We start from the raw sequence: 14,896 nt of genomic DNA, 5'->3' as shown, positions 1-14,896 counted from the left end.
CGACCATTTATCAACATTGCTTCTTTGTCCGACGGAGGATGCAATGAAAAATCCTGGACGAGAAGGCATCTAATTCGATCATCGCGGTATTGACGGAACTCGTATTATCCAGCTTATATCCGAGCTGCAGATACCAACTGATTCTTCCCAAATATGGGGATGGAACAGTATCGGAGAAAATTTCCTGAATTTTAGCTTCTTTTAAATAGGGGGGAGCGAATGATGAATTATAAAATTAAGTTGATGTTTTTGGCAATTGCAGATAGTGTCATATTAGCTTTGAGCTTAATATTTTCTGTTTACTTGACTGACGAAAAAATTCTTCAGATGGATTGGTCCTCGATAAACTTGCTGTCTGGTATCATCTTTATTGCATCTAGTAATGTCATCCTTGCTGTTAATAAATCGTATAAAGCTTTAAGACAATATACAGGGATTAGGGAAATAGTTAAAGTATTTCAATCGATCCTTATGTCGACGATATTGTATGCGGTAACCGATCAGCTTTTTATGATAAACCCCCGTCCGATTCCCGAATATCTTATTCTAGGCGCAATGGCTATTTTAATGCTTTGTTTATTTAGAGTTGAAGCAATAGTCTGGAAATACAAGTTTAAGACACAACCCAAAATGAATAGAAAAGCGTTAATTATAGGAGCGGGCGATGCTGGAACTATCGTCTCAAAACAGCTGATTTTAACGGATAGAGAAGAATTATATCCTTTTGGCTTTATCGATGATGACCCTAGGAAGCTGTACTTTGAAATAAACGGATTACCCGTTTTGGGGGATAGAACCGCTATCACTCGGATCGTGGCTGAGTATGGAATAACAGACATAATTGTCGCAATTCCCTCAGCCACAAAAAAGACAATAAAAGAAATCGTAGAAATCTGCAAGGCAACAACGGCAAATATCAGAATATTACCTCGTATGTATGATGTGATCCTTGGCCAGATTTCTGCGGATGAAATACGTGATATTGATGTTAAAGATTTGCTGGGAAGAGACTTGGCAATCAGCTCTATGGCTAATATGGAGCATTTTTTAAAGGACAAGATTATTCTAATTACCGGTGCAGGCGGCTCAATAGGTGGTGAACTCGTCTACCAAACCGCTCAATTTAACCCGAGCCGTTTGATTATGTTCGGACATGGTGAAAACAGCATTCATCAGATTGAAATGAATGTACGAGAACGTTTTCCACATGTAGCGGTTGAAAGTGTTATAGGGGATATTCAAAATCTTGATGATGTAGAACTAGCATTTCAACAGTATCAGCCCCATGTTGTCTTTCATGCAGCAGCGCATAAACATGTCCCATTAATGGAGCATAACCCGGGATCCGCAGTGAAAAATAATGTGTTCGGAACAATTAATATGGCTGAGAGTGCGATTAAATTCGGAGTAGATCGTTTTGTATATATCTCTACTGATAAAGCAGTGAATCCCATTAACATTATGGGTTTGACCAAACGGGTGTCTGAAATGATGATTCAATATTTCTCATTGAAAGGTACGACAAAATTTTCGATTGTCCGATTTGGTAATGTATTGGAGAGTCGCGGAAGCGTTATTCCGATATTTAAGAAACAAATTGCTAAGGGGGGGCCGGTAACGGTCACGCATCCGGATATGATCAGGTATTTTATGACTATTCCTGAGGCCGTTCATCTTGTTATGCAAGCTGGGGCTTTATCCAAAGGGGGAGAGGTATTTGTATTGGACATGGGGGAACCGGTAAAAATTTCTGATTTGGCGAAGTCACTGATTCTGTTGGCTGGATATGTACCTGAACGTGACATCAAGATTGAGTATACGGGGGTAAGGCCGGGAGAAAAGCTGGCGGAAGCACTTTTTTACAATGAGGAACGGAGTATGCCGAGCTCACATCCGCATATTTTTATCGCTACCCCACAACCGATTCAATGGGAACTTTTGCTATTGGACATGAAACGTCTTGAATTGGCAATTAGTCAACAAGATCAATCCCAATTGAAACGGTGTCTTGATATCATAATACGAAACGAAGCAACTCATCTACCGGAGCGGGACGCTGGTAATTAATATCTTTCCTGAAGTTACCGATGTAAGAGACAGAAAAGATTCATATAATTAGCTAGAAGCAGCCCATCCCCGCAAGCGGAATGGGCTGCTTTTTGTTATGATATTTTTCGGTAAGTGAATGCAAAACGTACAAAATGCAAAATAGGAGGCGGATAGTTTAGGAGAAGTTTGTTAGATCTGTAAGGGTTATTGGATCAGAGGTATAAAGAATAAAGACCACTGTCTTCATACAATCGAAGAGCGGTGGTCTGTGAACGAAGAACGTTTAATTAGCTGCTTTATCATTGATATCGAACGCTAACGCGTGGTGATGGATAACATCTTCGCTTGTGCGTACAGTTTGTGAGTACGTTTCACTACTTATTCCAAATTACATGATTAACTATCTTCGCATAACTCTGAATAATCTTAACAATCTTTACGGAGACATTGTCATCGATATAATCAGGTGCAACAAAAGATGTTTCACCGTTGATCCACATTGAACGTGATAAATTAACAGATTGTACAATGTCGTTCTCAGTAGTGCCACCAATCACAACCGTTCCTTTATCTAATACCTCTGGTCGTTCAGTAGATGTTCTTATTAATACACCTGGAAACCCAAGTATAGCTGACTCCTCAGATAAAGTTCCGCTATCTGATAATGTACAAAATGAATTTATTTGCAGTTTATTATAGTCATAGAATCCAAATGGTTTAAGCTTTCTTATCAATGGATGAAAATTAAAACCTGTTTCTTCTATTTTTCTCCAGCTTCGGGGATGGGTTGAATAAATAATTGGCAGTTGATAGGTGTCAGCAATTTTGTTAAGAGCATTCATTAGTGAGAAGAAGATTTTATCATGATCAATGTTTTCTTCTCTATGAGCTGAGACCAAAAAATATCTGCCATCTTCAAGACCAAGCTCATCTAATACTTGGCTTTGGTGAATGTAATCTATATTTTTGCGTAGTACTTCCGTCATGGGGGATCCCGTAACAAATATATGCTCTTTTCTTATACCTTCTGATAATAAATACCTTCTACTATGTTCAGTATAGGGTAAGTTAATATCTGAGATATGATCGACTATTTTCCTATTTATTTCTTCTGGCACATTCTGATCAAAACATCTGTTTCCCGCTTCCATATGAAAAATAGGCACCTTAAGTCTCTTTGCTGAGATTGCGCATAATGCTGAGTTTGTGTCTCCTAAGATTAATAAAGCATCTGGTTTTTCTTTTGCAAGAATATTAAAGGATTCTGTTATAATATTTCCTATTGTTTTGCCGAGATTATCTCCAACCGCATTTAAATAATGATCGGGTTTACGTAACCCTAACTCATCAAAGAATACTTGGTTTAAAGTATAATCCCAGTTTTGTCCTGTATGAACCAAAATATGGTCAAAGTATTTATCACATGCTTTAATGCACTCCGATAGCCTAATGATCTCAGGGCGAGTACCTATAATTGTCATTACCTTTAACTTTTCCATTATTAAACCTCCAGGAAATAAGTGTCCGCCCTTTCCGGATCAAATATCTCATTTGCCCAGAAAAGTGTAATTACATCGGTTTTTCCTACGTTTTCTATTGAATGTGTATATCCGGGAGGGATATCTAACACCATGAGGTTTTCTCCAGACACCTTATAATCAATGATGTGATCATTATGAATATGACGAAGTCGTATTACTGCCTCACCAATAATGACAAGAAATTTTTCAACCTTAGTATGATGCCAGTGATTACCGCGGGTGATTCCCGGTTTGGTGCGGGATATAAAAATTTGCCCCGCATTTTCCGATTTTATAACTTCAGCAAGCCAACCGCGGTTATCATGTTTCATGTCAAGATCATACCCGAACTCATCTTGAGGAAGATAGGATACATAGGTTGAATATAAATACCTTTCAAAATCACTCGCTAGATTAGTCATTGTAAGCGTCGTCCTGCTATCTTTAAAAAATTGTAATCTTTGTGCCAGTTCCTTTAGCGATACAGTAAATAGTTTTTTAATCTCGCAATAACCATATATGCCTTCATTCTGTCTTCCATGCAAGGCATTTATAAACTCTTGAACAACATCGTCTATATAAACAAGGCTTAACTTACTGTCAGGATTATTTATTGTAATGGGCAGATTACGAGAAATGTTATAACACCAAGTGGCAATAACCGAATTGTAATTCGGCCTGCACCATTTCCCAAACACATTTGGCAAACGATAAACATAAACCTTCGCTCCAGATTCCCTACCGTATTTCTCTACAGCTTCCTCAGCCCCCTTCTTGCTAATTCCATAGGAGCTAGCAAGACCTGCTTGAGTCGAAGAAGAAATTAGTAACGGTGTTTTACGACCAGTTTCCTTAAGAATCTGAATTAATTGTTTCGTGAAATCTGTGTTTCCGGTTTTAAAATCTGTCGGGTTCTTTGGACGGTTAACACCGGCAAGATGAAAAACAAAATCCACCTTTGAAGCATATTCTCTCAATTGTTGTATCGTATGATTAGAATGTAGTTTATAAAGTTGATATCCCTGAATCTCAAGTGTTGCAGCTAGATTTTTACCAATAAAACCGTTTGCTCCCGTTATCAAGATTTTCTTCACCTTGTTTCCTTCAACTCCTCCCGAGCTTGATGACCATGTTGAAAACGTTATTAGCAGAAACCGCCTGATTTTAACATTTCTTCAATTTCTGCTTCAGACAATAAACTAGAGTCGGATGAATAGCTGCTAAAACTAACCTTTGGCAATTGATTGTATTTGTTAGATAGAGCAGTGGATGGTGTTGATGGAAGAATGACATAATAATCTTCCCCATAATAATATGTTCTTTCAGTTTCATAACGGGATATAAGATCCTCATGGAGCTTCTCACCGGGACGAATCCCTTTTTCCACAATTTGAATCGAATTTTTAGTGATATTCTTACAAAGTACATTTGTCAAATCTAGAATACGACAAGCTTTCATTTTCATTACAAAGATTTCTCCGCCGACCGCATCATGGGATGCTTTTATTAATAAAGTAATGGCTTCCGTGATGGTTAGAAAAAAACGAGTCATTTCAGTGGAAGTTAATGGAATTTCTTTGTTTTCCAGAATAAGCTGTTTGAAGAAGGGTACTACGCTACCTCGAGTACCAAGAACATTTCCGCCACGAATACAAACGAATTGAGTGGTTTCACTTAACTCATTCGCGCGTATCATTAATCTTTCACCGTAAACTTTAGTCAATCCATAAAAGTTGGCCGCATCGACAGCCTTATCGGTTGAAACATCCATCACTTTTTTTACATCCTGTTGAATGCTGGCTCGAATCACGTTCTCTGTACCAAGAACATTTGTTTTTAGTGCTTCGTCCGGTTGTAATTCACATATCGGAACATGCTTTAGGGCAGCTAAATGATACACATAGTCAACGCCTTTACAGGCATTTAGTACAGCGTCATAATCTCTTACATCTCCGATAATAAATTTGATAGAGGGATGATTATTAAAATCTCTCTGCATTTGAACCTGACTAAATTCACTGCGGGAGAAGATTCGTATCTCTCTTGGATTATAAGATAACAGCACGCGAGTAAGTTCCTGGCCCCAAGACCCTGTCCCACCGGTAATTAGTATTGTACGACTATTAAACATTGTGCAGTCCTCCTAAAACTATTCTTACTTATTTTGGATATTCAATATAGTATATTCTTGTCGAAAAAAACCGCTTAGACTTATTCAGTAGTTTTTATAAAAATAGGTGATATAAGGTATTTGCCGTTTCCATATAAATCCTTCCGCATACTATGAATATTAGGTGGATGAAAAAAATACAATTCCAAGTTTCGGTAACAATCATTCAAAGACATAAATTCCAATTTTGGATATTTAGTTCTGTTTAATTGAAAAGGAGTTGTTAGATGAAAAAGATTTTATTGATAAGTTATTTTTTCCCCCCTTCAGTAGATCAAAGGAGTCTTAAGTTCGCTAAGTATTTACCTCAATATGGATGGCTGCCTTGGGTTCTTTCCCCTAAGCATTCTGAATATCGGCGTTTTGATTCCACGCTTCTAAAGGAGATTCCTCCAAATTGTAAAGTAATTGATACTCCTTCCTCTGAGAAGGTACCAAGACCGATTATCCATCCGAATGACTTTAGGTCGGGATGGTTTACCGAGGCCATTATAGAAGGGGTTCGTATAATAGAGGAACAAAATATTGATGTTATATTCACCACAGCATCTCCTAATCTATCGCACTTAATTGGGCTTACATTGAAACAAATGACTAAAAAACCATGGATAGCAGATTTTAGAGATGAGTGGACAACAAATCCGTATATTCAAGGTCTTTATCCAGGAAAACAGATGAATTATAATGCTAAACTCGAACAACTCGTATTAAAACAGGCAGATGCTGTTGTTTCAGGGGGTGAAAAAATGTCGGACATTCTATTTCGATTATCCGGCACTTCATCGAAGAAAAAGTTTCATACAATCCATGAGGGATTTGATCCTCTTGATTTTCCAAATAAAAGGGTCTCTAAAGAAAACAACAGGTTTACACTCACGTATATGGGGGCTTTATATGGATTAAGGAAATCCTTGGCGGATCGTTTTTTTGAAGAAATCGTGATGGCTGTTAGTAACAGGCGATTGATGCCAAAAGACTTTGAGCTATTAATGGTCGGCAGCAGCCTAACGCTTCCCGTGAAAAAAAGGATTTTTCAAATAAGAAATGCAGGGTACATGAATCATCATGAAGCGCTTGAACGTACAGGCTCTGCTGACCTACTCTTGTTATTTATCGATCCCAAAGAAGGGGCACAGACGATTCCCAGTAAATTATTTGAATATATAAATTTAAAAAAACCTATATTTGCTCTTATTCCTCCGAACAGTGAGGTTGCCCATATTATCCGGGCTACCCGGACGGGTATAGTGGTCGATTCCAATAACCCTGCTGAAGGAATAAAAACGTTAGCTTTGTACTTGAGAAGCTGGAAGAATAAATCATTGAAATTCAACCCTTGTTTAGAAGAAATAGAGAAATATGACCGCAAATTGTTAACTGGCAAGTTAGCTAAAGTATTGAATGAAATCTAATAAATTCTGAAATACATTTCCATGTGGCTAGGAGCTAGCTTGGGTTTAGGAATTAATCAAGGAAAGGCGGGAAACGCGATGGCTTTCAAAAAAAGACGAGGTTTGCGTGTACAAGTTTTAAAAAGAAAAGGGAGAATTAAACTAAGGAAAAAAATAAAAATTAAAACGAAGAGAAAAATGAAAAGAAAAATAAACAATTCCAAATTAAAAGTAAGAAAAGCAAGGACGAGGACAAGAATAAGACAAAATAAAATACGAAAAACAAGAAAAATAAAATACGTGAAACCAAAAAGTATACAAAAAAAACAAAGTGAGAATGTAACGGTGATGGATTCTAATTTACTAGTCCCCTCTACTCTACATGGCAAAGTGAAAGTATGTATGCTAGTTATTCAGCATCCATTTGTTGACGCCCGTATATTCAAAAAAGAAGCTAAGAGCTTACTGAAAGCAGGTTACGATGTTACGTTAGTCGTTCCCCGCAACAAGAAGGGTTTTTTATACGACATCGAGGGTACTTCTTATACCGATAAATTCCTTGAAAAAAAATTCGTATATGAAGGAATAAAAATTGTAACCTATAAGCCAGTCATACCTTCCTTCGATTATATGAAAAATGCAGTCCATTCCGGTAATTTCAAGGCATTCAAGGATCCACTTTATTTAGCGGGTTTAGCTGAAAAGGCTGATATATATCATGTGCACGAGGTATTCTCCTTATACTCTGGTATCGGAATTAAGCGTACACTCAAATCTTTGTATGGCAAATCCGTTAAACTAATATACGACAGTCACGAGATTACAGAAGGTTCAGAACAGTATGTATCGTTGTTCAAGCAAATGATTAAAGAAACCGATAGTGTAATCACGGTATCCGATTCGATGAAAGATTGGTATAAACGAGCATTCCCTTTGTTACCAGTTGAGGTTATATATAATTCACCGCATTTAGACAACGATTTTGAACCCAAAAAATATACGAGCAAAGGTCTCGTTGCGGGATTCATCGGTTGGATGACGAAGGAAAAGGCAAATAAAGATAAGATGCTCAAAATTACGGAGCTGTGTAGAAAGCATATGGATTTTAAATTTAAGATCCTCGGTGGAGTCAGAGGCTCGAAGATCGACTTTCCCGATAGCATGAAAAACTACATTATACAATGCGGATGGGTTAAATTCGAGCGGATTCCACAACATCTGAAAGACGTTGACATCGGTTGGATTGACTTTGACATGAATACACCTGTTCACCCCTTAAACTATAAAGTTGCGTTACCTAATAAATTTTTCAGTTTTCTCAATAGTGGTATTCCGATACTTGTGAATAACTGTTCTGAAATGGCTAACTTTGTTCGGTCCAACCAATGCGGACTTGTTGTCGATGGCGAGAATCCTTCTGCTGAAGATTACGAGAAAGCTATTTTGTACCTGCAAACGCACCGGAGAAAGTTAGTGGAAATGAGCAAAAATGCTCGCAGGATCATGGTGGAAACCTATTCATGGGAGCATATGGAAAAAAGAATGGTACAACTATATGAAAATCTCTGCAAGGTGCAACTATGATAACAAGAAAATTGAAAACTAAAGCGCACAGAACAAAAAAACTTAAATGGGAAAAGAACCGGTTAGGAAAAAAATCAGGAATAAAAAGAAGAGTAGGCCGCAAAAGACCAAGAATTATAAAAAAGGGTCGTAAGATACTAAAAAGAAAAAAAATTAGGAACAATAAAATAATCAGTAAAAGAGGAAGAAGCAAAAGAGTAGGGAGCAAAAGAAAAGTAATTAAGAGAAAAGAAATTAAGAGACAAGGGACTAGAAAAATAAGTAACAAAAGAAAAAATAACTCAAGACTGAGAGCGAGAGAAAATAATAGTCCAGTGGCCAAAGTGAAAAATCCGCCTGCACCACTCCCTTTAAGACCTATTCGCTTTAACATCGCTTATCCAAACTTACAGAGTACATTAATTACACCCACGCCGGTAACTAATAAAAAAATCCCTAAATCAATGAGTATCATTCACGCACCATATAACCCTGCGGGACAGATGAGTACGCAAGTACTTGCTTTACGCAAATTAGGTGTGAAATCCTCTTTCTGCACTTATTTCAATTCCAATTTTCAATATCCTTCAGATATACCCTCACCTTTAAAAAATACCCGATCTAATAGGGACTTGACGATGGATTTTGCCATAAACTGTGCAGATAAATATGATGTTTTTCATTTTCATGGCGGCCAAACGTTTACTCTTAATGCATATACGGATTTGGCTTACCTTAAAATGTTGAACAAAAAAGTGGTGATGAATTATTGGGGATCTGAAGTTCGGAGACTATCGATTGCTAGAGCGAAAAATCCCTTTGTCAAGGTCAAGGTTCTCGATGAGAAGTTAATACTTCAGTTACTCAACGTTATTTCCCGTTTTGCAGATGCGGTTATTGTACCTGATCACGAGCTTTACGAGTACGTAAAAACATTCTTTGATAAAGTATACCTGGTACGTGCAGCTGTCGATCATAAAAAGTTTGTTCCCAGCTATCCGGTTATTCAATGTAAAAGACCATTGGTCGTTCATGCACCAAGTGATCCGTCGCTTAAAGGAACGGACATAATTGTGCAGGCGGTCAATCGTCTTAAAAGCATTGTGGATTTTGATTACGTACAAATAGAAAATATGAAAAACGAAGAGGCTCTCGCATGGATGGCTAGAGCTGATATAATTGTTGATCAGCTTAAGTTAGGGATATATGGAACGGTTTCCATTGAGGGTATGTTAATGGGAAAACCGGTCATCTGTTATGTCAGAGACGATTTAGTAAGTAAGTATCCTCCAGGTTTGCCGGTAGTGAATGCGAACCCAAACACAATTGAACAGGTGCTGCACAACCTCATCTTAGATCCTAAACGACGTCATGAATTGGGAATAAAAGGGCGAGTCTATGCAGTTGACCATCACGATCCTGAGAAAATCGCCCGACAGTTAATTACGATTTATAACGGTTTATAATTAAAAAATGTGGGGATTCATATAGAACCCCCACATTTATTGATTTTTGAACCTCTCTGCTAAATCATGATCATTATTTGGATGGGACAAGATGTCTTAAGCTTTCTGATTGCATATTGTAAAGGAAAACTTCAAGAGGAGGCATATCTATGAAAAGCCTGATCATCATTGGAATGGGTGGGCAAAGTAAAGTTGCAGCTGATGTTGCCTTGAGACAAGGGTACAACATTATTGGATATGTGGATGATAATTGCCACGAAGGTAATCCATCGTATCTTTGTTCTCTCAATGACTTTATAAATAGAGTAGATTGTCACATTCATGAGGTGTTTATTGCGATCGGAAACAACAAAATTAGGGAAGAAATTGTTAAACAATTTAATTCGCTTTCGATTAGATATGCAACATTAATAGATCCTTCGGCAATCACAAGTCCTTCTGCTGTGATTAAGGAAGGTACTTTGGTGATGCCGGGATCTGTTATTAATGCCAATTCGATGATTGGAAGCCATTCCATTGTTAACACTTCATCCTCAGTCGATCACGACTGCATCATTGAAGACTTCGTTCATTTATCGCCTGGTGTTCATCTTGCTGGCGGAGTTACCGTAAAGAAAGGAGCGCATCTTGGTATAGGTTGTGTAGTCATACCTTTCATTAGGATCGGCGAAAGAGCAATTATTGGAGCAGGCGCAGCAGTAGTAAAGGATGTCCCTTCAAAAGTTACGGCTGTTGGGGTGCCAGCCAAAATTATTAAAAAACATGGATAATTTTTCTTTAGTTAATCCCCAAGACTCTTATACACGGTTATCAGCTGTCGGGCTATCTTCATGGGGTCATGGTGCTCGGAAGCGTAGGCCCGGCCTCTAATACCAAGTTCATGTCGTAGCTCGGGATTCGTTATCAAATTATGAAGCACTTTTTCAAACGTTTGAGGGTTAGCAGGGACAACTGGCATATTAGCCGGATACTTAGTGAGAAGGTCTTCCCTAATATGTGAAATAACGGGCTTACCGAATAACATAGCTTCTATGGCCACGGTACCGTATATCCCTAAATGAAGTTGGTCGATCAATAAATCCGCTTTTTGTATCCATTTAAGGACGTTTGCATTAGTCGTGTTCTCAACTTGAACGTAGTCGAAATCTACTTTTTGTTTCAAAGACTGAACAACCCTGGCGATATGATCTGTTCCTTTGATAAAACGGTTGCTTGGAGCATGCACGACAAGCGGTCTTTGGTTGTTTACATCGGGATAAAGAGGACTGAATTTTCTATGGTCCACCACAGCTCGAACAAGAAATACTTTTTTGAAATAACCTCTAACGTATTCATACAGCTCATGGTCAGGGACAATGACTGCATCAACGTATTGCGATAAGACATTTAACCTTCGATGAATCTCGTTTTCGTCGGTAACCTTTACTCTTGCAAAGGGATTCATGAGATTGGCGATTGAAGCTTTTCTAACTTCGGATCCCCAAAAGGACATAACGATTTTATTTTTCGCTTGACTCAGATACGGTAAGTCCGTGTATTTGTATTTGGTGAATGTTTCTCCGCCATGAAAATGCAGTATTTTGTATATTTTTGAACTTTTTATAGCAAAATCAATCTTTGCATATTCATGAAGGGATTTGGAAAGTTTTTCTATGGGCGAAGGCAGGTCTTCGGGATATGAAAAGCGACCTTGTTTTCTATAGCTACAAAATGACACGGGAACCCCAAGTTTTCGAAGAGAGGTAGCTTGTGTACTCATTTGTCCGGCTGGGTTCGTCGGAGTATGCAGTATCCTCCCCAGCTTTAGGGCGGACTCCATATGATCAGGCGCGGGTTCAATAAGTATAGTATCTAAATTAGGAGGAGGTATATTGAAACGAAGAGGCTTTAACTTAATGACCCGACTGATGATTTTATTCTTTGGATTTGCTTTCTTTGGTTTTGCTTTCTTTGGTTTTGCTTTCTTTTTTTTCATAAATGGTCTCTTATTTATTTTTCTTTTAAAGTTCGAATTCTTTTTTAAAAACTTTCTCTTTTTTGGAGATTGTTTTTTTTTCTTTTTCTTAATAGGGTAAGACGATTTTTTTATTGGCTTTAACTTTTTATTCATCGTTTAACCTGCATCCTTTCTATAAACCTAGAGGACTTCAAAGTATTGTATGGGAGTGGATGTAAACGGACACGGCTTGCGTCCATAGCTTGGCAAAGCTTTTGTTTCAAACGCGCAATCAGAGAATGAGCTTCCTGCATATATCGTTACTAAAGGTAGAAAAATAATTGCCATGGGAGATGGGGAAAATGACTAAACAGGTAAAGCGGATTTATCTTTCTTCTCCCCACATGAGCGGTAAAGAACAACAATTTGTAGATGACGCATTTCAATCGAATTGGATTGCTCCGTTAGGTCCTCATGTGGATGCCTTTGAAAAGGAAATTGCTAATTATGTTAAGTGTGCGGGAGCAGTAGCCATGTGTTCAGGAACGGCGGCGATTCATTTATCTTTGAAGCTGCTGGGGGTCGGTAAAGGCGATACAGTTTTTTGTTCAACTTTAACTTTTGTTGCCAGCGCGAACCCCATTTTATATCAAGATGCTGATCCCGTTTTTATTGATTCTGAACCTTTGTCTTGGAACATGTCACCCGCTGCGTTAAAGAAAGCTTTGATCCACGCTAAGAGTATGGGAAATCTTCCTAAGGCTGTTATTGTTGTAAACCTCTATGGCCAAAATGCTGATATGGATTCATTGTTAGCAATCTGTAACGAATATAACGTACCGGTGATTGAAGATGCAGCTGAGTCCTTAGGTGCCAATTACCGTCATAAGGCAAGCGGAACTTTAGGGAAATTTGGGATCTACTCTTTTAACGGGAACAAAATGATTACAACCTCAGGCGGCGGCATCTTGGTATCGGATGATCTCGATGCGTTGGAGAAGGCACGGTTCTGGGCTACGCAAGCCCGTGATCCAGCTCGGCATTATGAACATAGTGAAATGGGTTACAACTATCGATTAAGCAATATATTAGCGGCAATCGGAAGGGCTCAATTGCAGGTGTTGGACGAACGCGTCACCGCACGGCGTGCTGTTTTCGAACGTTATGATTCAGAGTTGGGACATCTTGACGGAATTCAATTTATACCTGAAGCGTCCTACGGTCGTTGTACTCGTTGGCTTACTGCATTAACCATAGACCCAACGAAGGTTGGAGTATCAGCTAGTCAAGTCATCGACGAACTTGCTTTATACAATATTGAGGCACGCCCCGTTTGGAAGCCGATGCATTTGCAACCATTATTCAAACAATATCCTTATTTCATACACGGTGATAGCAGTATTTCAGATGTTTTGTTCAAAAATGGAATTTGTTTGCCGTCGGGATCAAACTTAACGCAAGAAGATCAGAGTTTTGTAATCGATTGTTTTAAACGGGCAATTGGGAGTGATAAATGAAGCAAAGGACTGCCGAGTGCGGTCCTTTTTTTCTTTTGTGTGGTTTCTACTTCATCTCTTATTAAAATGTGAGATGACAGCTGGGGGATGTTTTTACTAATTTGCAAATATCAATACATTGTCCATACCAGCCTCAACGTTCTCTCATATACTACTATGTACATGAAATAAATTCAGAGAGACTTGCTTAACTGAAAGGGGGGGCTTTATGCAGCCTTTAAGAGTCGCGATAATAGGCTGCGGCTTTATTGCACAAAAGCATGTGCGGTCCTTATTGGAAATAGGGGAAGATGTGGAATTGGTAGCTCTGTGCGATATTGATAAACATCGATTAGAACGTTTTGCTGAAGATGTATGCAGGCCGCATTATCCGAATCTACGACTTTATACGACCATTGAAGAATGCATGAGCAGAAATGATGTTGATCTGATAGCCATTACAACCAGCAGTCATACTCATGCAAGCCTTGCCATTGCGGCTCTTCAAGCAGGTAAACATGTTCTTGTCGAGAAACCGCTCGCCTTATCAATTCAAGATGCCCGAACAGCAGCGGCAGAGGCGAAGCAGCGTGGCCTTATTCTTGCTGTTTCGTTGCAAACCAGATATTTGTCACAGACGCAAGCGATAAAAAAGGCCGTCGACGAAGGGCGCTTCGGTAGTTTGATTCATGGTGTCGTTTCGATGCGCTGGAACCGGGATATGGATTATTATTACGCAAGTCCGTGGCGGGATTCATGGGTTACAGGGGGCGGATTGTTCATGAATCAATGTATTCATTACATCGATCTTCTCCAATGGCTAATGGGACCTGTTGTATCGGTATTCGGAGAGGCCGGCACGTTCATGCAACCCTTGCACATTGAAAATATGGGAGTCGCCGTATTGAAATTCGCAAACGGTGCTACCGGTTTTGTTGAAGCCTCATCCTGTGTCTATCCCAAAAGCCTCCTAACCTCACTTAGTTTATACGGTGAGAGAGGATCGGTTTCACTCGAAGGCGTAAGATTAAATGAATTAAAGCACTGGAGTTTTGCAAATGACCAGAAGGAGGATGAAAGTGTATTTGTACACACGGATGAAATATCTCACACTCCTTTATATGAAGACCTTATAAAAGCGATTAGGACTGGAACCCTACCCTTGGTATCAGTAGAAACATCGTTAGATTCCTTGGAAGTCATTCTAGCAATTTATAAGTCCATAACGGAAGGAAAATCCGTTCAACTGCCGCTCGATGATTTTGACATGAAAAATATGGCGCTAAAAAGTTAAGGAGGGAAAAT

Annotated in this window: 11 protein-coding genes; 7 read left to right on the top strand and 4 right to left on the bottom strand. The window is 38.8% G+C overall.

Going from position 1 to position 14,896, the window contains the following annotated elements; genetic code table 11:
* Nucleotides 1–219 precede the first annotated feature (219 nt).
* Entirely contained in the window at nt 220–2,067 is a 1,848-nt protein-coding gene (locus ACN6MW_RS03925; protein ID WP_419874313.1) for a polysaccharide biosynthesis protein, read from the top strand.
* A gap of 356 nt (nt 2,068–2,423) precedes the next feature.
* Here the strand turns inward: ACN6MW_RS03925 and wecB are convergent, their stop codons facing one another.
* From wecB to ACN6MW_RS03910, 3 genes are read right to left on the bottom strand one after another with little or no spacing between them, the layout of a single operon-like run.
* Nucleotides 2,424–3,548: a non-hydrolyzing UDP-N-acetylglucosamine 2-epimerase gene (gene wecB / locus ACN6MW_RS03920; RefSeq protein ID WP_364152900.1), complete on the bottom strand. Its 1,125-nt coding sequence runs from the start codon at nt 3,546–3,548 to the stop codon at nt 2,424–2,426.
* Nucleotides 3,549–3,550: 2 nt separating this feature from the next.
* Nucleotides 3,551–4,663 (bottom strand): NAD-dependent epimerase/dehydratase family protein, encoded by a 1,113-nt coding sequence (locus ACN6MW_RS03915; RefSeq protein WP_419874312.1) that lies wholly within the window; start codon nt 4,661–4,663, stop codon nt 3,551–3,553.
* Between the two features lie 50 nt (nt 4,664–4,713).
* Nucleotides 4,714–5,700 (bottom strand): polysaccharide biosynthesis protein, encoded by a 987-nt coding sequence (locus tag ACN6MW_RS03910; RefSeq protein ID WP_419874311.1) that lies wholly within the window; start codon nt 5,698–5,700, stop codon nt 4,714–4,716.
* Between the two features lie 266 nt (nt 5,701–5,966).
* On the opposite strand from ACN6MW_RS03910, the gene ACN6MW_RS03905 reads away from it, so the two are divergent.
* The 4 genes from ACN6MW_RS03905 (at nt 5,967) to ACN6MW_RS03890 (ending at nt 10,929) form a co-directional block, all read left to right on the top strand.
* Nucleotides 5,967–7,151 (top strand): hypothetical protein, encoded by a 1,185-nt coding sequence (locus ACN6MW_RS03905; RefSeq protein ID WP_419874310.1) that lies wholly within the window; start codon nt 5,967–5,969, stop codon nt 7,149–7,151.
* 39 nt (nt 7,152–7,190) lie between these two features.
* Nucleotides 7,191–8,714 carry a glycosyltransferase gene (locus tag ACN6MW_RS03900; RefSeq protein ID WP_419874309.1) on the top strand — a complete coding sequence of 508 codons (1,524 nt, stop codon included), beginning with the start codon at nt 7,191–7,193 and terminating at the stop codon, nt 8,712–8,714.
* Entirely contained in the window at nt 8,711–10,159 is a 1,449-nt protein-coding gene (locus ACN6MW_RS03895; protein ID WP_419874308.1) for a glycosyltransferase family 4 protein, read from the top strand. The genes ACN6MW_RS03900 and ACN6MW_RS03895 overlap by 4 nt, the downstream gene beginning before the upstream one ends.
* A gap of 149 nt (nt 10,160–10,308) precedes the next feature.
* Nucleotides 10,309–10,929 carry an acetyltransferase gene (locus ACN6MW_RS03890; protein ID WP_419874307.1) on the top strand — a complete coding sequence of 207 codons (621 nt, stop codon included), beginning with the start codon at nt 10,309–10,311 and terminating at the stop codon, nt 10,927–10,929.
* 11 nt (nt 10,930–10,940) lie between these two features.
* On the opposite strand, the gene ACN6MW_RS03885 is transcribed toward ACN6MW_RS03890, so the two are convergent.
* Complete coding sequence (locus ACN6MW_RS03885; protein WP_419874306.1) at nt 10,941–12,269, bottom strand: glycosyltransferase family 4 protein; 1,329 nt, start codon at nt 12,267–12,269, stop codon at nt 10,941–10,943.
* Between the two features lie 188 nt (nt 12,270–12,457).
* Between ACN6MW_RS03885 and ACN6MW_RS03880 the strand changes: the two genes are divergently transcribed.
* Both ACN6MW_RS03880 and ACN6MW_RS03875 read left to right on the top strand, forming a co-directional pair.
* Nucleotides 12,458–13,612: a DegT/DnrJ/EryC1/StrS family aminotransferase gene (locus tag ACN6MW_RS03880; protein ID WP_419874305.1), complete on the top strand. Its 1,155-nt coding sequence runs from the start codon at nt 12,458–12,460 to the stop codon at nt 13,610–13,612.
* A gap of 208 nt (nt 13,613–13,820) precedes the next feature.
* On the top strand, nt 13,821–14,885 hold the full coding sequence (locus ACN6MW_RS03875; protein ID WP_419874304.1) for a Gfo/Idh/MocA family protein: 1,065 nt from the start codon (nt 13,821–13,823) through the stop codon (nt 14,883–14,885).
* Nucleotides 14,886–14,896 lie beyond the last annotated feature (11 nt).

It is taken from the genome of Pristimantibacillus sp. PTI5 (genome assembly GCF_048572955.1).
In the GTDB taxonomy this organism is placed as follows: Bacteria; Bacillota; Bacilli; order Paenibacillales; family Paenibacillaceae; genus Pristimantibacillus.
Note: the sequence above shows the minus strand (reverse complement) of the source record. Positions and strands in the feature narration are given on the sequence as shown.

Bases quoted from the DNA above. Each gene is read 5' to 3' on its own strand.
- ACN6MW_RS03925 (WP_419874313.1), top strand. From the start codon at position 220: ATGATGAATTATAAAATTAAGTTGATGTTTTTGGCAATTGCAGATAGT.
- wecB (WP_364152900.1), bottom strand. From the start codon at position 3,548: ATGGAAAAGTTAAAGGTAATGACAATTATAGGTACTCGCCCTGAGATC.
- ACN6MW_RS03910 (WP_419874311.1), bottom strand. From the start codon at position 5,700: ATGTTTAATAGTCGTACAATACTAATTACCGGTGGGACAGGGTCTTGG.
- ACN6MW_RS03905 (WP_419874310.1), top strand. From the start codon at position 5,967: ATGAAAAAGATTTTATTGATAAGTTATTTTTTCCCCCCTTCAGTAGAT.
- ACN6MW_RS03895 (WP_419874308.1), top strand. From the start codon at position 8,711: ATGATAACAAGAAAATTGAAAACTAAAGCGCACAGAACAAAAAAACTT.
- ACN6MW_RS03890 (WP_419874307.1), top strand. From the start codon at position 10,309: ATGAAAAGCCTGATCATCATTGGAATGGGTGGGCAAAGTAAAGTTGCA.
- ACN6MW_RS03885 (WP_419874306.1), bottom strand. From the start codon at position 12,269: ATGAATAAAAAGTTAAAGCCAATAAAAAAATCGTCTTACCCTATTAAG.
- ACN6MW_RS03880 (WP_419874305.1), top strand. From the start codon at position 12,458: ATGACTAAACAGGTAAAGCGGATTTATCTTTCTTCTCCCCACATGAGC.
- ACN6MW_RS03875 (WP_419874304.1), top strand. From the start codon at position 13,821: ATGCAGCCTTTAAGAGTCGCGATAATAGGCTGCGGCTTTATTGCACAA.